Source organism: Pantoea alhagi (genome assembly GCF_002101395.1).
Classification (GTDB): domain Bacteria; phylum Pseudomonadota; class Gammaproteobacteria; order Enterobacterales; family Enterobacteriaceae; genus Mixta; species Mixta alhagi.
In genome coordinates this window covers 2,907,391-2,925,411 of record NZ_CP019706.1, presented here as the reverse complement: position 1 = coordinate 2,925,411, position 18,021 = coordinate 2,907,391, and the positions used below count along the sequence as shown (strand labels likewise).

The following is an 18,021-nucleotide window of genomic DNA, read 5'->3' as shown; positions in this document are numbered from 1 at the left end:
AATTCAGACAGGTTGACGCAGCAGTTGCGTCAACCGATCGCTAAAGGCGGCAGGACTGGCACGATGGGCATTGTGTCCGGCAGCCGGAATGGTGTGCAGCGGCAGATGCGCCTGCATGGCCAGCTGAATAAATTTATTGTCCCATTCACCGCACAGATAGCTGAAAGGCACGGCCAGCTGCTGAAGTTCCGGCAGCAAATCAGGCTGCCTGCTTAATGAAGTGGCGTGCAGCATTGCCGCCAGCGAAGGGCCGTCGCCCGTGCTACGCTGCCTGACCAGCGTGTTGCGCTGTTGCTCGGTCAGCTCGTTAAAGAGCGGCTGCCGATACCAGACCTGTAGCGCGTCAGGCAGCGGCAGCTGGCGGAAACGGCTTATCCACAGAGTATCGCGCGCATCGCGCGCCCGACGTTGTTGTTCATCGGCCAGCCCCGGATGCCCCGCCTCCACCACCAGCCCGCATAGCCCAGGCAGCGCTGCGCGGCAGGCGTAATACATTGCCACGCGTCCGCCGAGGGAATAGCCGATGAGCCAGTAATGTTGAATCTGGTAATGACGCAGCGTAGCGCCGATGCGCTCGCTGAGTTCATCAAAGCCGCTGACGCGCTGCCCACAGGAGCCGCCGTGCCCGGGCAGATCGATGCTCAGCATCGGCCAGTTGATAAACGCCTGCTGTACCGGCAGCCAGTCATGCATGGTTCCCAGGAAACCATGCAGCCAAACCAGAGTTGGCTTGCTGCTGCGCCGGTGTCCCTGCCAGCGGGCGTGCAGGATCATAACGTTGCTCCCATCGCCACCAGGCGGGCAAAGGTCTCCGCACCGCTATCAGGCGCTACGCTGAACTCCACCAGCGTGCCGCCCTGCTGCAGAAAGCCCTGTTCAACGGCCTGTTGTAGCGACGCCCAGGCGGCGACATGCTGATAATCAAGGCCGAACATCTGCGCTGCCGGGGCAAAGCTGACCGACTGCGGCAAAGTAAAAAAACGCTCGCGCTCGCTGACAGGCGTCGGCAACAGAGAGAAAATGCGACCGCCGTTGTTGTTAATCACCACCAGCACCAGCGGCGCGGCAAGCTGACGCAGCAGCGCCAGACTGTTCAAATCATACAGGGCGGAGATATCGCCCAGCAGTGCCAGCATCGGACGCGCCTGAGCGCGCTGAATGCCGCTTAAGGTTGCTATCAGGCCATCGATCCCGCTGGCGCCGCGATTGCAGTAGACAGGGTAGCCAACCGGCAACTGTGCTAACGCATCTGTCAGCCGTACCAGCAGGCTGTTACCAAGAAACAGTGCGCCATCAGGCGGCAGTAATTCCGCCAGCCGGTGCGCCAGCAGTGCCTCTGGCGTATTCCCCACAGCTGCGCTGGCCTGGCGCTGGATGGATGCGGCCAGCGTAGCCAGCGTGGGTGCCCAGGGCGTAGCGGCCATTGCCGGATGCGCATTAATCCAGCTGCCGATCTCACTGACGATACGTCGCCCCGGCTGGCTGGCAGGATCGCGCCGCCCCGGCAGCGCATCGATAAGCCACCACTGCTGCGGGCGCGCCTGCTGCTGCCACTGCAAGAGCCGCTTGCTAATCAGACGGGTGCCAAACTGCACGACCAGTTCCGCCTGATTCAGTTGCTGCTGCGCCTGCGGGCTGCTCAGCCATAAATCCGCACAGGGCAGCGGCTGGCCGGTTTGCGATTGAATATCTGCCAGCAGCGGCCAGCCCAGCGTGGCCGCCCACCGAGCCACCACCGCGCCCTCCTCCGGGCGCATTTTGCCTGCGATAACCACGCCGCGTTTTTGTCGCCAGGCTGGCCAGTCGCTCTGCTGCGTATGGCTTTCCGGCGCGCTGTGAGTCACCCACGGGATCGATTGCTGCATCCATGCATCCAGCGACGCCAGCCATTCGCGCCAGGCATTATCCTCCGGGCCATAGAGCGGCTCAGCAAAGGGACAGTTAACGTGCAGCGCGCCCGTACTGGCTGCGGCAATCGCTTCATCCAGCGCCGCCGCCAGCCAGCGGGCGTCAATTTCAGGCGTTGGCCGCGGTAAATCGCAGCGGTGGGCAAAATGAGAAAATATGCCTGGCTGGGTAATCGCCTGATTAGCGCCGCAGTTAATCAATTCCGGTGGTCGATCGGCGCTCAGTACAATCAGCCGCTCACCGGTTAGCTGCGCCTCAATAACGGCGGGCAGCAGATTCGCTACGGCAGTGCCCGAGGTCACTATCAGCGCCACGGGGGTACGCGAGCCTTTCGCCAGGCCAAGTGCTAAAAAGCCCAGCCCGCGTTCATCAAAATGGGTATGGCAGGTTAATGCAGATTTGGCTGCCGCCAGCGTGAGCGGCGCAGAACGTGAGCCGGGCGCGATACAGACATGGCGCACCTGATGACGCAACAACACCTCAATAATCACCTGCGCCCAACGGCGGTTGAAGCTACTGTCAGACATACTCTCCCCTTAGTGTAATGACGCCGTCCGACGATGAAGCGTGCTTTCCCTCGCCATGCGGATGCATTCAGGCCGAATGCGCCACGGGCGGCTTCCCGGCCAGGCGGGGTGGTAGTGGTGCCGCGCTGGTGGGCAGCAAGGCTGCCAGCGCGGCCATTTTGTTTTCTGTTTCCTGCCATTCCTGTTGCGCATCGGAACCGGCGACGATCCCCGCGCCGCCATACAGCCGCACCCGCTGCCCCTGCACCAGCGCACAGCGCAGCGTGACGCAGAATTCGCTTTTTTGTCGGGAGATAAAACCGGTGGAACCGGCATACCAGTCACGATCCAGTGCTTCATGGCGCTGCAGAAAGGCGTGCGCTGCCGTGCGCGGCAGGCCAGCCACCGCCGCCGTGGGTTGCAGACGCTGTAAAATGAGCGCATCGCTGCGGCTGCGTAATTCGCCGTGGATGCGGCGTCGTAAATGTTGCAGATTGCGCAGGCGTACCAGTTCTACCGGCATGACCTCCAGTTTGCTGACAATCTCCTGTAGCCGGGAACAGATATCTTCCATGACCAGTGCGTTTTCATGCTGATTTTTGGCGTCATGCAGCAGCCACTGCGCCTGCTGCAGGGCAAGTATGGGATCGATATCACGCGCTACCGTGCCCGCCAGCGCCTCAGTCAGCAACGCATTTTGTTGCCGTAGCCAGAGCCGCTCCGGCGAGGCGCAGACCAGCGCGCTCTCATCTGCAAAGCGCAGCATAAACTGATAACAGTGCGGATTGGCGCGCCGGCTGGCCGCCAGCAATGCCTCCGGCGGCAACGGACGATCCCATAGCAGGTCCATCGTGCGTGCCAGCACTACTTTTTCCAGCCCTCCGGCGGCAATTGCCGCTAATGCCGAGTTTACTCGCTGGCTCCACTCCGCCTGTTCCGGCTCACACTGGCTCTGTTGCAACTGCCCGCGTATTAACGGCAGCGGCTGCGGCAAGCGCAGCCCATGCAGGAAGCGTACGGCAACCTGCGCATCCTCCTGCAGGTTATGATCGCTTTGAACAAACAGCGTCAGCCGTTCACCACGGCTGTCCTGCTGCCACATTAGCCGCGGCAGAAAGAAAAAGCTGTCAGTAGCGGCAAAACGGTTGCTGCCCCAGATCCGCCAGTTCCCGGGCAAAGCGCGACACGCCTGTTCAGCCTGATACAGCGTCTGGTAACAGCGGATGGCCCCGCAAAGCGCAACCTGCTCATGGCCGTTGCGGTGCTGCCACCAGAGCTGGGGCCGGTACGGCTGGGCACGAAGCCAGGACAGGGAATCCTCGCCGGACGCAAGGGAAACGGTTAACGCGCGACAGCCTGCTTCTCTGCTGTTGATTTTTGCCAGCTCAGTGAACAACGCGCTATACGCGGCAGGAAGCGAATACACGAACACCTCCATAATCATAAAGAGGTAGCTAGTGTAAAAGGGAGAGTGACAGGGGATTTTGATGCAGAACAGTTCGCGCCACGTTTTGTCGCGGTTCAGGCTGAGAAGAGTCGGATATTAAACGCAGAGGGCTGCACAGCAGAAAAGAGAAAAACCAGCCTCTTCCCGGTTGGTCAGAGGCTGTTTGCTACAGAACGTTTAGCGACGCGCCAGCAGAAGGCCAAGGATCAGACCCGCAGCAGCGCCGATACCGATGCCCTGCCAGGGTTTTTCATGAACGTAGCCATCGGCACGACAGGCTACCTGTTTGGCACGGTAGTAGTAGGAATCGGACGCCGCGCTGACGCGCGTTTTCACCCCGTGCAACGCCTGTTCCGCTTTCTCTTTTAGCTCAAGGTATTTCTGATCGGCTGGATCGCCGGAAGATTTCAGTACCTCTTCCAACGTTTCGGTCAGCAGCGTGAGATCATCATCCAGGCGCGTTTCCTGTGGTTCACCGGCTACCTGAGGCTTATCCGATACTTGCGGATCGCGCTTTTCTTGCGAGTCAGTTGATACAGCCATTTTCTTCCTCCGTGTAAAACACATGAATGTCCACTAACTATAGACACTTTTTACATCCCTGCCTGAACAGACGTTCAGGAATTTACTGGCAGGGCTGGCGGAAATTCGTTGGTTTATATGATTAATCTGATAAATTCCTGTTAACCGAATTTTTGCCGCCTGCGTCTGTCGTAGCTGACTGTACCCCAGGCTCATCCTGGGAAAGCAAATGGGTGCAGAAGCTCGATCACTACAAACTCGTTCAGCATAAGGAAAGCGTTTCTGGCATGAATCGAAGAATGTTTATGAAAACCTCAATGGCATTCGCTGCGGTTAGCGGCATGTCTGGCTTATCCACGCTATTTGCACAGTCCGCCTGGGCAGAAGATGGCATCGCTGACGGTACTGCGACGCGCTTTGACTTTGAGGTGCTAAAGAAAAAAGCCGCCGCGCTGGCGCAAAAGCCCTGGGGCGGCGCGCCAGGGCCGTTGCCGGATACGCTGGCGACCATGACGCCGCAGGCTTATAACGCCATCCAGTATGATGCTAATCACTCTCTCTGGAACGATATCGATAACCGCCAGCTGGACGTGCAGTTTTTCCACGTCGGCATGGGTTTTAAACGCCGTATCCGCATGTTCTCTGTAGATAAAAGCAGCCGTGAAGCGCGTGAGATTCACTTCCGCCCTGAGCTGTTTAACTATCAGAACACCAGTGTCGATACCAGACAGCTGGAAGGTAAAACCGATCTTGGCTTTGCCGGTTTCCGTGCGTTTAAAAAGCCGGAGCTGGCGCGGCGCGATATCGTCTCTTTCCTGGGAGCCAGCTATTTCCGTGCCGTGGATGAAACCTATCAGTATGGCCTGTCGGCGCGCGGCGTAGCGGTAAACACTTTTAGCAACGGACAGGAAGAGTTTCCCGATTTCGTCGCCTTCTGGTTTGAAACGCCAAAAGCGGACGACACGACCTTTACCGTTTACGCCCTGCTTGATGGCGCCAGCCTGACCGGTGCCTATAAGTTTGTTATCCACTGTGAGCCGAAGCGCGTGGTGATGGAGGTGGAAAACCACCTGTATGCCCGCAAAGATATTCGTCAGTTGGGGATCTCCCCAATGACCAGTATGTTCAGCTGCGGCAACAGCGAACGTCGTATGTGCAACACCTATCATCCGCAAATCCATGATTCCGACCGTCTGGCGATGTGGACCGGTAAAGGGGAATGGATTGCCCGTCCGCTGAATAACCCGCGCAAGCTGCAGTTTAACGCTTACGATGATGAGAACCCGCGTGGCTTTGGCCTGCTGCAGTTGAATCATGATTTTGAAGATTATCAGGATGTGATTGGCTGGTATGACAAGCGCCCCAGCCTGTGGGTGGAGCCGATCGGCAAATGGGGCAAGGGCGCCATCAATTTAATGGAAATCCCTACCACCGGCGAAACGCTGGATAACGTGGTCTGTTTCTGGCAGCCGGAGCAGCCGGTTAAAGCCGGTAGCGAACTCTCTTTCCAGTATAAGCTTTACTGGAGCGGCCTGCCGCCGGTACGCAGCGAACTGGCGCGCGTAGAGGCAACCCGTTCCGGCATTGGCGGCTTCCCGGAAGGCTGGGCACCTGGCGAGCATTTCCCGGATGTCTGGTGTCGTCGTTTTGCCGTTGATTTTGTTGATGGCGATCTGAAGAATGCCGCGCCAAAAGGCATCGAGCCGGTGATTACCGTCTCTGCCGGCACCATTAAGCAGGTAGAAATTCTTTATGTTGAACCGCTAAACGGCTATCGCATCCTGTTTGACTGGTACCCCACCAGCGATGCGGTGGATCCGGTCGATATGCGCATGTTCCTGCGCACCAAAGATGAAACGCTGAGTGAAACCTGGCTTTATCAATATTTCCCGCCGCCGCCGGACCAGCGGAAATATGTTGATGACCGCCAGATGACGGTAAGCTAAATAACAGGCGGAGCATTGCGCTCCGCCTGTTACGTTTTACTTCATCATATCGATATGCGGAATATTATCTTCCAGATAGACCTCGCCCTGCGGCTTAAAACCCATACATGCGTAAAAGCGCTGTAGATGCGCCTGCGCCGAAAGGAACTGCTGACGTTCAGGCCAGTATTGCTCACAGCTTTCCAGCACCCTTTCCATCAGGCGATAGCCAAGATGTAATCCCCGCGCTTCGCTGGTAACAATCACGCGCCCAATCTTTACCGGGCTGTCGGCATTTTCTGGCGTCAAAATACGTGCGCAAGCCAGTATTCTTCCTTCGCCCAGCGCAAAAATATGGCGGTTATCACGCGCTAAATCCTGCCCATCGATATCTTCATACGCGCACTGCTGCTCGACGATAAAAACGCGATTACGCAGAGCCAGAATGTCATGCAGTTGCTGAACGTTTAGTTCACTATGATGCAAATCGTACCAGGTTAACTCCATACGCCCGCTTTCCCCTTGGTTTTAGCCACATGTCGCCATCGAACATCAATTTTTCCTGCTAATAATGCGCGTTATGCCGGTTTAATATAACCTCAATCGATGCTTAAAAAACCGCCATCGTTTTAAAAATCATGGAAAAATGTCTGCGCTTTTATATCAACAGGAGGTTGAAGATGAAATCGGTAAAAGCGCTTTACAACGGAACGCTCCCTTTGACGCTGGCGCTAATGAGCCCGCTGGCGATCGCCAACAGTCTCCCCTCTTATCCTGTAACATTTACGCTGGTGACCGGCTGGCTCGGTGGCAAATCCAACGAATACGTTTACGACGAAGGGCATAAAAATAGCGAGCTGAACTGGAAAATAAAGAACGCAGCGGTTAGTCGTGGCCATCCCGACTGAGAGATTGCGCCGCAACTTAGCCTGGCGCTTAGCGGCTGGACAACCCTGGCGCGGGGCAGCGTACAGATGGATGACTATGACTGGATGGTTGATAACCAGTCGCACTGGAGCGACTGGTCTACCTGGCCTGCTGCCCGTCTTAACTATGCTAATCAGTTTGCCGTCAGCATTACCGGCTGGCTGCTACAGCAACCGGAATATAAGCCTGGCGCGGCGCCGCTTATCAGCAGACAAGGATCAGCTGGCAGCGCTAAACTGGGAAGATTACCGGCAAAGTCGCGGGCAAATGCAGATAATTGATTATGACCAACAGACCTATAATTACAGCAAGAAGGGAGGCGGCGGCCTGAGTCATAAAAATTACAGCCTGACCGCTGGCCTGCAATATCATTTCTGATGCCAAAAAAAAGCCCTGTAGCGATACAGGGCTTTCTCTTTATCGGCTGTCTTACATCAGCGGCTGTGCCATTTGCACCAGTCTGATCAGCGGCTGTGGGTAAACGCCCAGCAGCAGAACCAGAATGGCGGAAATCAGCACCACGATGCCGCCCGCGGTAAACGCCCAGTTGGCTGGCGTATCGCGCGTATGCAGCTCAGGCGGGCTAAGATAGAGGCTAACGGTAACGCGCAGATAGTAATAGAGGCCAATGGCGCTGCCTAATACCACCGCACCGGTCAGCCACCACAGCGAGGCACTAACGCCCAGCGCGATCACATAGAACTTACCAATAAAGCCCAACGTCATTGGAATACCGGCCAGCGACAGCATCATTACTGTCATCACGGCCGACAGCACCGGACGATGCCAGAACAGGCCGCGATAGGAGTAAAGCGAGTCGGCATCCGGGCCACGATACGGGCTGGACATCAGGCTCACTACGCCAAAGGCACCGATGCTGCTGAACAGGTAGCCAGCCAGATAAACACCGGCGGTTTCCAGTGACATCTGATGAGACTGCACCGCAATCAGCGCAACCAGTAAATAACCCAGATGCGAGATAGAGGAGTAACCCAACAGACGCTTAATATTGCTCTGACTGATCGCCAGCAGGTTACCAAACAGGATGGAAACCACAGCGATAATCGCCAGCACGTTGCGCACCGCTTCGCTATCGGTAGCCGGAGCATACATAAACAGACGCATCAGCGCGCCAAAAATGGCGATCTTGCTGGCGGTCGCCAGGAAGGTTGAGACCGGAGCAGGCGCGCCCTGATACACGTCTGGCGTCCAGAGATGGAACGGCACCAGCGACAGTTTAAAGCCCAGACCAATAATCATCATGCCAAGACCCAGCAGCAGCAGCGGCTGGTGCAGCACGGTGTCACTCAGGTTTTTACCCAGTTCCACAAAGCTCAGGCTACCGGCATCGGCATATACCAGCGCAATACCAAACAGCAGGAAGGATGAGGCCGCTGCCGACAGGATGGTATATTTCAGCGCCGCTTCCAGCGAACGTTTCTGACGGAAAGCGTAGCCAATCAGGCCAAACAGCGGCAACGACAGCAGTTCCACACCGATAAACAGCGAAGCCATATGGTTGGCGCTTGCCAGCACCACGCCGCCCAGCGCGGCAATCAGCACCAGCAGATAGAACTCGTCGCAGTTATCGCTGAAGCCCTGCAGCCACGGATAGGCGAAGGTGCAGGTGGCCAGACTCGCCAGCATCACCATCCCGGTATAGAACATCGAGAAACCATCAACGCGCAGCAGCGGCGTGACGTCCATCGGTCCTGCCTGGCCCACAAACCAAAGTGACAACAGCGCCAGGTTAAGGCCAATCACGGTCAGCGTCGCATTGGCAAAATGGTTGCGTCGCCACGCAATGGACAGCATCACAACCACCACCGTCAATCCGACGATCAACAGCGGCAGCAGCGCGATCAGTTGTTGAGGAGTTATTGTCATGGCGAATTACGGCCTTGTAGTTGAAATTGAAGCGGTAAACCACTGCTGAATGTTGCTCATTGCAGCGTGTGAGGTGTCCAGAATCGGCTGCGGATAGACTCCAAGCAGCACCAGCAGAACCACCAGCACCATGATCATGATGAACTCACGTGCGGACATGCCGCGCAGCGGCGTTTCCGACTTTGGCGCACCATAATAGGCGCGCTGCATCATGATCAGCGAGTAAACAGAAGCAAACACCAGACCAAAAGTCGCGATAACGATAATCGTCGGTACCACCTGGAAACTGCCGGTCAGAATCATAAATTCGCCAGCAAAGTTACCGGTGCCCGGCATGCCAAGGTTGGCCACCGCAAAGAACAGCGACAGACCCGGTATCCACTTCAGGCGTGACCACAGACCACCCATCTCACGCATATCACGTGTATGCAGGCGCTCATAAAGCTGGCCGCACAGGATAAACAGCGCCGCAGCCGACAGGCCATGCGCAATCATCTGCACCACCGCGCCCTGGAAAGCGAGCTGGTTGCCGGTATAGATGGCGATCAGCACGAAGCCCATATGGGAAATCGAGGTGTAGGCGATCAGGCGTTTGATATCGGTTTGTGAGAACGCCATCCATGCGCCATAGAAAATACCGATAATCCCCAGCCACATTGCAACAGGCGCAAACTCCGCCGACGCATTCGGGAACAGCGGCAGGCTAAAGCGCAGCAGACCGTAAGCGGCGGTTTTGAGCAGGATCCCGGCCAGGTCCACGGAACCGGCGGTTGGTGCCTGGCTGTGCGCATCCGGCAACCAGCCATGTAGCGGCACCACCGGCATTTTTACCGCAAAGGCGATAAAGAAGCCGAGCATCAGCAGATACTCCACGCCACGTGACATTGGAGTGTGCAGCAACTCTTCATAGTTAAACGTCCAGACGCCGGTCGCGCGGTAATGCACAAACACCAGGCCAAGAATCGCAATCAACATTACCAGGCCAGAGGACTGGGTATAAATGAAGAATTTGGTGGCGGCAGTGATACGGGTTTTCCCGTCCGATGCCTTATGACCCCAGAGCGCGATGAGGAAGTACATCGGCACCAGCATCATTTCCCAGAAGAAAAAGAACAGGAACATATCGATGGCAAGGAACACGCCGATAACGCCACCGAGGATCCACATCAGATTGAGGTGGAAAAAGCCCTGATATTTCTCAATTTCATTCCAGGAACAGAGCACTGCCATCAGGCCCAGCAGGCCAGTCAGCACCACCATCAGCAGCGACAGGCCATCCAGTGCAAGGTGGAAAGCGATGCCGAAGCGCGGGATCCAGGGAACGGAGAACTCAGATTGCCACTGCGGCAAACCTGCCGCCTGGGTCAGTGAATAGCCTCCCTGCAACCAGAGCTGCAGTGAAAGCGCCAGCGTCAAGCCCATTGTAATCAGCGCAATCCAGCGCGGCGTCTTCGCGCCTAAGCGCTCAGCGAGCCAGCACAGAAAGCCGCCAACAAATGGGATAACAATTAGCCAAGGTAATAACATGGCGGTTACGGTCCCTTTTCTAGTCCTGCATGAGCCGCCGGCAAAGATAACCGGTCAGCCCAACCTCAGGTTTTTTCACAAGCTTATCGGGTGGGAGGCAGCAACGCCGCATCCCGCTCACTAACCTTACATCACCAGCAGCAACGCCAGCACCACAACGGCACCGATGCTCATGGAAGCGACGTACCAGCGCAGATAACCATTTTCGCTTACCGCCAGCCCTTTATTCGCCAGGCGTGATACCAGAGCCGGCGTATTCAGCAGCATATTCAGCGGATCGCGTGACAGCAGCCAGGCGATGCCTAAATAAGGCTTAACGAAAATTTTGTCATACAGCCAGTCGAAGCCCCATGCGGCGAACCACCAGGTGCCGAAGAAACGCCCCGGAGCGCTGCGCGCCACGCTGGTTACCAGCGTACGCTTGCCGAGCCAGAGCCAGGCGGCAATCAGAATGCCGACGATGGCTACCACGCCCGACGCAATTTCCAGCCCCATTTTACCCGCTTCGCCATGTTCGCTGGCTGGCAGTACGCCAGCCAGCGGCGGCGTAATCAGCGCGCCAATAAAGGTGGAAAGAACCAGCAGCACGATAAGAGGCAGATGATGCGTGATCCCTTTGCCTGCATGCGCATGAATTTTCTCTTCACCGTGAAACACGATAAAGATCATGCGGAAGGTGTAAATCGAGGTCAGGAAAGCACCGACTAAACCGGCAACCATCAGATTGACATGCCCGTTCGCCAGTGCGCCGAACAGGATCTCATCCTTACTGTAGAAGCCAGCGGTAACCAGCGGCAGCGCAGCCAGCGCCGCCCCCCCCACCAGGAAGCAGACATAAACCAGCGGAATGCTTTTACGCAGGCCGCCCATTTTGAAAATGTTCTGCTCATGGTGGCAGGCCAGAATCACCGAACCGGAAGAAAGGAACAGCAGCGCTTTAAAGAAGGCGTGAGTCATCAGGTGGAAAATAGCGGCATCCCATGCCTGAACGCCCAACGCCAGGAACATATAACCGATCTGGCTCATGGTGGAATAGGCCAGTACACGTTTGATATCGGTCTGTACCAGCGCCGCAAAACCTGCCAGCACCAGCGTCACCGCACCAACGATACCCACCAGATGCAGCACTTCCGGCGTCATCAGGAACAGCCCATGGGTACGGGCGATCAGATAAACGCCCGCGGTCACCATGGTTGCCGCGTGGATCAACGCCGAAACCGGCGTCGGACCCGCCATCGCATCAGCAAGCCAGGTCTGCAACGGCAGCTGCGCCGATTTACCGACCGCGCCGCCCAACAGCATCAGCGTTGCCCACTGCAGCATATGGTTATCAGCAGCGAAGTGCGCGGGTGCCAGCTCGACCATTTCACGGAAGTTCAGCGTGCCCAGCTCGTTATAGAGAATGAACAGCGCAAAGGCGAGGAACACATCACCCACGCGGGTAATGATAAACGCCTTCATCGCCGCCTTGCCGTTATCCGGATTGGTGTAATAGAAACCAATCAGCAGATAAGAACAGAGGCCCACGCCTTCCCAGCCGAGATACATCAGCAACAGGTTATCGGCCAGTACCAGAACCACCATGCTGGCGATAAACAGGTTGGTATAGGCGAAGAAGCGCGAATAACCCTCTTCCCCACGCATATACCAGGAGGCGAACATGTGAATAAAGAAGCCGACGCCGGTTACCACCGACAACATGGTCAGTGAGAGACCATCCAGCGTCAGGGTTACACCGATATTAAAGTTACCGACATGCATCCAGGTCCACAACGCCTGGGTAAACAGCGTACGATCATGGTTAAAGAAATCGATGCCGACCCAGGCAGTGACCAGCGCCGCCAGCCCGATTGAACCCACGCCAACAGTAGCAGACAGGTTTTCTGACCAGCGGCCGCGGGAAAACGCCAGCAGCAAAAAGCCGATCAGCGGAAGCAGTATGGTTAAGTAAAGAAGATTCATCCGCGCATCTCGCTCACTGTGTCAATGTTCAGGGTTTGACGACGGCGGTAGAGCTGCAGCAACAGCGCCAGGCCAATGCTGGCCTCCGCTGCGGCAAGGCTGATCGCCAGGATATACATCACCTGACCATCTGCTTGCCCCCAGTAGCTTCCCGCCACCACTAACGCCAGAGCCGAGGCGTTAATCATGATTTCCAGACCGATTAACATAAACAGCAGATTACGACGCAGCACCAGCGACGTGAGTCCGAGGACAAACAGTATGGCTGCCAGAATCAGTCCATGTTGTAGAGGGATCATGCGCGTTCCTCCTTTGTTTTCGCAACCGCTGCATCGCTGACGCGGTTGCTAAGCACTTCGCCATGACGATCTTCACGTCCGATATGGAACGCAACCACCAGACCTGCCAGCAACAGCATGGAGGCTAGCTCAACTGCCAGTACATAAGGGCCGAACAGGCTGATACCGACCGCTTTCGCATCGATTACCGTGCCGTCGATGCCCTGGTCATTGGCGCTCATAATGGCGTACACCATTACCGCCAACAGCAGCAGCGACACCAGGCCCGGCCCAATCCACAGCGAAGGCTGCAGCCACTGGCGCTCCTGTTCCTCAACCGACTTGCCAAGGTTAAGCATCATCACCACGAAGACGAACAGCACCATAATGGCCCCGGCGTAGACGATGATCTCCAGCGCACCAGCAAAGTAGGCGCCAAGCGAAAAGAAGACGCCAGCAACTGCCAGCAGCGAAACAATCAGGTACAGCAACGCATGTACCGGGTTGGTGTGGGTAATCACGCGTAGCGTGGTTAGCACCGCCACCAGACCACAAAGATAAAACGCAAATTCCATGCCGGGCTCCTTAAGGTAACAAGCCTTTGACGTCGATGGGTTTGGCTTCGTTTTCCGCTTCGCCCTTGTCTTTCCCTTCGATCGCCATGCCTGCCATACGGTAGAAGTTGTATTCCGGGTATTTGCCCGGCCCTGAAATCAGCAGGTCTTCTTTCTCGTACACCAGATCCTGACGCTTGAACTCGCCCAGCTCGAAATCGGGCGTAAGCTGGATCGCCGTGGTCGGGCAAGCCTCTTCGCACATGCCGCAGAAAATGCAGCGTGAAAAGTTGATGCGGAAAAATTCCGGATACCAGCGACCATCCACCGTCTCCGCTTTCTGCAGCGAAATACAGCTGACCGGACAGGCGACGGCGCACAGGTTGCACGCAACGCAACGCTCTGCCCCATCGGGATCGCGCGTCAGTACAATACGACCACGATAGCGGGGCGGCAGATAAACCGGCTCCTCCGGATACATCTGCGTTTCACGCTTCGCGAAGGCATGCAGGCTCATCATCCAGATACTGCGTACCTGGGTGCCAAAACCGACAATAATGTCTTTTAATGTCATGGTTACAACCCCTTTACTGCGCGTTGTACAGAATCACTGCGGCGGTAGCCAGCAGGTTCAACAGCGTCAACGGCAGACATACTTTCCAGCCGAAGGACATTACCTGGTCATAGCGCGGACGCGGCAGCGCAGCACGAATCAGAATAAACATCATCATAAAGAACGCGGTTTTAATGGCGAACCAGATGAAGGGCGGCAGCCATGGTCCGTGCCAGCCGCCGAAAAACAGCGTAACAATCAGCGCGGAAACCGTGGTAATCGCCACATATTCGCCCACGAAGAACAGACCGAACTTCATACCGGAATATTCGATGTGGTAACCATCTGCCAGCTCCTGCTCCGCTTCCGGCTGGTCAAACGGATGACGGTGGCACACCGCTACGCCAGCAATACAAAAGGTCAGGAAGCCAAAGAACTGCGGAATAATGTTCCACAGATGCGCCTGATTATTAACGATGTCGTTCATGTTGAACGAACCGGCCTGCGCCACCACGCCCATCAGCGACAGCCCGAGAAACACCTCGTAGCTCAGCGTCTGTGCAGAGGCACGCATTGCGCCCAGCAGGGAGTATTTGTTGTTACTCGCCCAACCGGCGAACAGCACCGCGTAAACCGCCAGACCCGCCATCATCAGGAAGAACAGCAGCCCGATGTTAAGATCGGTCACCATCCATGTCGGACTGACCGGCACAATGGCGAACGCTAACAGCAGTGAAACGAAGGCGATAACCGGAGCCAGCGTAAAAATAAAGCGATCGGTGAACGGCGGGACCCAGTCCTCTTTAAAGAACATTTTGATCATATCCGCCACCAACTGCAGCGAGCCGCCCCAGCCGACACGGTTAGGCCCGTAGCGGTTCTGGAACAGGCCCAGCAGACGGCGCTCGGCGAAGCTCATAAAGGCACCGCAGGAGACCACCACCAGCAGGATGACAATCGCCTTGAGAATGCCCAGCAAGATATCGATAACGTCCGGTGTCAACCAGCTCATTGTGCCGCCTCCCGCAGAGTCTCAATAGTCGTGCCCGACAGGAATGGCGGTACGCCCGGCATGCCCAGCGGTAAACCTACCTGCCCTGCCTGCAGTGCGTCAGAAAAGCGCACAGGCAAGCGCAGCGTTTCACCAGAGCAGTTGAACTCCACTGCCGTACCGACGTTAACGCCAAGCTGAGCGGCATCGGCCGGGTTAATCACCAGAGCGGCCTGCGGCATACGCTGCTGAATAACCGGCGCGCGCTGCGACATCTCTTCGCTGCCGAACAGATTGTAGTAAGGCGCAACACGCCAGCCGCCGTTGCGGGCAAAGGCGGTTGGCACCCGGGTAAACCACTCCAGTTGCCCCGTCGTTGCTTCAAACAGGCGCACGCCCGGATCGCCGTTACGCAGTTTGCCGCCCACTTCATCCTGGAACTTGTTCCACGCCTGCGGTGAGTTCCAGCCTGGCGCCCAGGCGAAAGGAATCTCAGAGCGCGGCGCGCTGGGCTGGTTGTTCCCTTCCATAGAGAAGGAGAACATGGTGTCCATATCCTGCGGCTGACGCGGCTCATGCACACTGATATTAGCGCGCGCGGCGGTACGTCCGCTGGAACGATGTGGCGAACGCGACAGTTTCTGACCACGAATACGGAACGAGGCATCCGGCGCGGCATCTTTAATGCCTTTCAGCTGCGGCAGCGCCACAACCACGGCATCAATCACATGATCCAGCTGCGTCCAGTCGACGTGACGGCTTTCCAGCGCGCTGTGTAGCGAGTGCAGCCAGCGCCAGCTTTCCAGCATCACCACCGTTGAGTCGTAGTAAGAGGGATCGTAAACCTGGAAGAAGCGCTGAGCGCGGCCCTCCTGGTTTATCAGCGTGCCATCGCTCTCGGCAAAGCTGGCGCCTGACAGAATCAGACCCGCTTTTTCCATGGTTGCCGTGCGCTGATGATCGACCACGATAATGCTGTCGGCGTTGCGCAGTGCGGCATCCACTTTCGCTTTCGGCGCATGACGATAAAGATCGTTTTCCAGGATCACCACCGCGTCGGCGCTGCCGTTTTCCAGCTGCGTCAGCGCATCGTCCAGCGTATTGCCGCCGATCATGCCAAGGCCCACGCTGTTCGCTGCGGAAGCCAGCAGCGTAATGCCGACATCGGCACCGCGCCCTTTCAGCGCTTTAGCGACGTTCGCCGCCGCCTCGATCATCGCCTCACTGCCAGAATGTGTACCGGAGATAATCAGCGGTTTCTTCGCCCCGGCCAGCGCCTGGACAATAACGTCAAGTTTACCGTTCAGGCTGCTGTCGAAATCGCTCACTGCCGGTGCACTCGCGTCCAGCGCGTGGGCGATAGCGAAACCGAGACGCGCCTGATCTTCCACCGGCGCGCGGTAGCTCCAGGCTGCGATATCATCCAGACGGGTTTCATCAACGTTGGTGACAAACAGCGGATGTTTCGCGTGCTGACCAATGTTCATGATCGCCGCGATTTGCCAGTCGGCTACTTTCTGCGCCGCCGCCATTTCGCGTGCTTTACCTTTCACCGCCTGACGTACGGAGAGCGCTACGCGCGCGCCGGTTTGGGTCAGATCTTCGCCCAGCACCAGCACCGCATCGTAGCTTTCAATTTCACGCAGCGCGGGCGTATGGATACCGCCTTCACGCAGCACTTTCAGCATCAGTTCCAGACGCGCCTGCTCGCCAGCTGGCATGCCGGTTGAGAAGTTAGCCGCGCCAACCAGTTCACGCAGCGCAAAGTTGCTTTCTACGCTGGCACGTGGTGAGCCAATACCGATCACTTTTTTCGCCTGACGCAGAATATCCGCCGCGCCCTGCATCGCCTGCTCAGCATTCAGCGCTACCCAGTCGTTGCCGCGACGCTGCATCGGCTGACGTGGACGATCTTTGCGATTAACGTAGCCATAGCCAAAACGGCCACGGTCGCAAAGGAAATAGTGGTTCACGCTGCCGTTATAACGGTTTTCAATACGGCGCAGCTCACCATAGCGCTCGCCCGGGCTGGTGTTACAGCCGACGCTGCACTGCTGGCAGATGCTGGGCGCAAACTGCATATCCCATTTACGGTTATAGCGTTCGGAGTGGGTTTTATCAGTGAACACGCCGGTCGGGCAGATCTCTACCAGGTTACCGGAGAATTCGCTTTCCAGCGTGCCATCTTCCGGGCGACCAAAATAGACGTTGTCATGCGCGCCATATACGCCCAGATCTTTGCCGTCCGCATAATCTTTGTAGTAACGCACACAGCGGTAACAGGCGATACAGCGGTTCATCTCATGGGAGATAAACGGCCCCAGATCCTGATTACGATGGGTACGCTTGGTGAAACGATAGCGACGGAAGCTGTGGCCGGTCATCACCGTCATATCCTGCAGATGACAGTTGCCGCCTTCCTCACATACCGGACAATCGTGTGGGTGGTTGGTCATCAGCCACTCGACCACGCTTTCACGGAACTCTTTCGCTTCGCCATCGTCGATAGAAATGAAGGTACCGTCGGCAGCAGGCGTCATGCAGGACATGACGAGGCGACCGCGGGTATCTTCAGCGTTTTGGTATTGCTTTACCGCGCACTGGCGGCAGGCACCCACGCTTCCCAGCGCCGGATGCCAGCAAAAATAAGGAATATCCAGGCCAAGGGAGAGACACGCCTGTAGCAGGTTGTCCGCTCCATCTACCTCATATTCTTTACCGTCTACATGAATTGTAGCCATAGTGAACATGCTTCCGTAAGGCTCGGCATCACCGAGCGTTAAACACAATTCTTCTTTACCCTTCGCCTTTCAGGCCGCAACGGTGTTGGCTGCCTTCACTCACCGCACTCACTTACTGATGTAAGCTCGCGGGATTCATTCAGTTGCCGCCTTGTCGCAACCCGAAATGCTTTGGGTAATCCCTTCGCCTTTCAGGCCGCAGCGGTGTTGGCTGCCTTCACTCACCGCATTCACTTACTGATGTGAGCTCGCGGGATTCATTCAGTTGCCGCCTTGTCGCAACCCGAAATGCT

Annotated in this window: 15 protein-coding genes and 1 pseudogene; 3 read left to right on the top strand and 13 right to left on the bottom strand. The window is 56.8% G+C overall.

The window, feature by feature from the left end:
- Positions 1–3: 3 nt before the first annotated feature.
- From menH to elaB, 4 genes are all read right to left on the bottom strand, one after another.
- Positions 4–774: a 2-succinyl-6-hydroxy-2,4-cyclohexadiene-1-carboxylate synthase gene (menH, locus tag B1H58_RS13685; protein WP_085071037.1), complete on the bottom strand. Its 771-nt coding sequence runs from the start codon at positions 772–774 to the stop codon at positions 4–6.
- The gene (gene menD / locus B1H58_RS13680) at positions 771–2,435 is read right to left on the bottom strand and encodes a 2-succinyl-5-enolpyruvyl-6-hydroxy-3-cyclohexene-1-carboxylic-acid synthase (protein WP_085071036.1); all 1,665 of its coding nucleotides are present in this window, start codon (positions 2,433–2,435) and stop codon (positions 771–773) included. The genes menH and menD overlap by 4 nt, the downstream gene beginning before the upstream one ends.
- Positions 2,436–2,502: 67 nt before the next feature.
- Positions 2,503–3,840: an isochorismate synthase gene (locus tag B1H58_RS13675; RefSeq protein WP_237172392.1), complete on the bottom strand. Its 1,338-nt coding sequence runs from the start codon at positions 3,838–3,840 to the stop codon at positions 2,503–2,505.
- Between the two features lie 198 nt (positions 3,841–4,038).
- Positions 4,039–4,404 (bottom strand): stress response protein ElaB, encoded by a 366-nt coding sequence (gene elaB / locus B1H58_RS13670; RefSeq protein ID WP_085071035.1) that lies wholly within the window; start codon positions 4,402–4,404, stop codon positions 4,039–4,041.
- A 266-nt stretch (positions 4,405–4,670) separates the two neighbouring features.
- Here elaB and B1H58_RS13665 point away from each other — a divergent pair, with 266 nt between their 5' ends.
- The gene (locus B1H58_RS13665) at positions 4,671–6,329 is read left to right on the top strand and encodes a glucan biosynthesis protein D (RefSeq protein WP_085071034.1); all 1,659 of its coding nucleotides are present in this window, start codon (positions 4,671–4,673) and stop codon (positions 6,327–6,329) included.
- Positions 6,330–6,365: 36 nt separating this feature from the next.
- Here B1H58_RS13665 and B1H58_RS13660 read toward each other — a convergent pair whose 3' ends face one another.
- On the bottom strand, positions 6,366–6,815 hold the full coding sequence (locus B1H58_RS13660) for a GNAT family N-acetyltransferase (RefSeq protein WP_085071033.1): 450 nt from the start codon (positions 6,813–6,815) through the stop codon (positions 6,366–6,368).
- Positions 6,816–6,946: 131 nt separating this feature from the next.
- Here B1H58_RS13660 and B1H58_RS21045 point away from each other — a divergent pair.
- Positions 6,947–7,516: pseudogene (locus B1H58_RS21045) on the top strand (omptin family outer membrane protease).
- Complete coding sequence (locus B1H58_RS21305) at positions 7,503–7,613, top strand: hypothetical protein (protein WP_418304126.1); 111 nt, start codon at positions 7,503–7,505, stop codon at positions 7,611–7,613. The pseudogene B1H58_RS21045 and the gene B1H58_RS21305 overlap by 14 nt, the downstream one beginning before the upstream one ends.
- A 51-nt stretch (positions 7,614–7,664) precedes the next feature.
- Here B1H58_RS21305 and nuoN read toward each other — a convergent pair whose 3' ends face one another.
- From nuoN to nuoG, 8 genes are all read right to left on the bottom strand, one after another.
- Positions 7,665–9,122, bottom strand: a complete 1,458-nt coding sequence (gene nuoN / locus B1H58_RS13645; RefSeq protein WP_085071030.1) for an NADH-quinone oxidoreductase subunit NuoN — start codon at positions 9,120–9,122, stop codon at positions 7,665–7,667.
- A gap of 6 nt (positions 9,123–9,128) precedes the next feature.
- On the bottom strand, positions 9,129–10,649 hold the full coding sequence (nuoM, locus tag B1H58_RS13640; protein ID WP_085071029.1) for an NADH-quinone oxidoreductase subunit M: 1,521 nt from the start codon (positions 10,647–10,649) through the stop codon (positions 9,129–9,131).
- A gap of 126 nt (positions 10,650–10,775) precedes the next feature.
- Complete coding sequence (nuoL, locus tag B1H58_RS13635) at positions 10,776–12,611, bottom strand: NADH-quinone oxidoreductase subunit L (RefSeq protein ID WP_085071028.1); 1,836 nt, start codon at positions 12,609–12,611, stop codon at positions 10,776–10,778.
- The gene (gene nuoK / locus B1H58_RS13630) at positions 12,608–12,910 is read right to left on the bottom strand and encodes an NADH-quinone oxidoreductase subunit NuoK (RefSeq protein WP_085071027.1); all 303 of its coding nucleotides are present in this window, start codon (positions 12,908–12,910) and stop codon (positions 12,608–12,610) included. The genes nuoL and nuoK overlap by 4 nt, the downstream gene beginning before the upstream one ends.
- Positions 12,907–13,464 carry an NADH-quinone oxidoreductase subunit J gene (nuoJ, locus tag B1H58_RS13625; protein ID WP_085071026.1) on the bottom strand — a complete coding sequence of 186 codons (558 nt, stop codon included), beginning with the start codon at positions 13,462–13,464 and terminating at the stop codon, positions 12,907–12,909. The genes nuoK and nuoJ overlap by 4 nt, the downstream gene beginning before the upstream one ends.
- 10 nt (positions 13,465–13,474) lie before the next feature.
- Positions 13,475–14,017 carry an NADH-quinone oxidoreductase subunit NuoI gene (nuoI, locus tag B1H58_RS13620; RefSeq protein ID WP_085071025.1) on the bottom strand — a complete coding sequence of 181 codons (543 nt, stop codon included), beginning with the start codon at positions 14,015–14,017 and terminating at the stop codon, positions 13,475–13,477.
- A gap of 13 nt (positions 14,018–14,030) precedes the next feature.
- Positions 14,031–15,008 (bottom strand): NADH-quinone oxidoreductase subunit NuoH, encoded by a 978-nt coding sequence (gene nuoH, locus B1H58_RS13615; RefSeq protein ID WP_085071024.1) that lies wholly within the window; start codon positions 15,006–15,008, stop codon positions 14,031–14,033.
- Entirely contained in the window at positions 15,005–17,728 is a 2,724-nt protein-coding gene (nuoG, locus tag B1H58_RS13610) for an NADH-quinone oxidoreductase subunit NuoG (RefSeq protein WP_085071023.1), read from the bottom strand. The genes nuoH and nuoG overlap by 4 nt, the downstream gene beginning before the upstream one ends.
- Between the last annotated feature and the right edge of the window lie 293 nt (positions 17,729–18,021).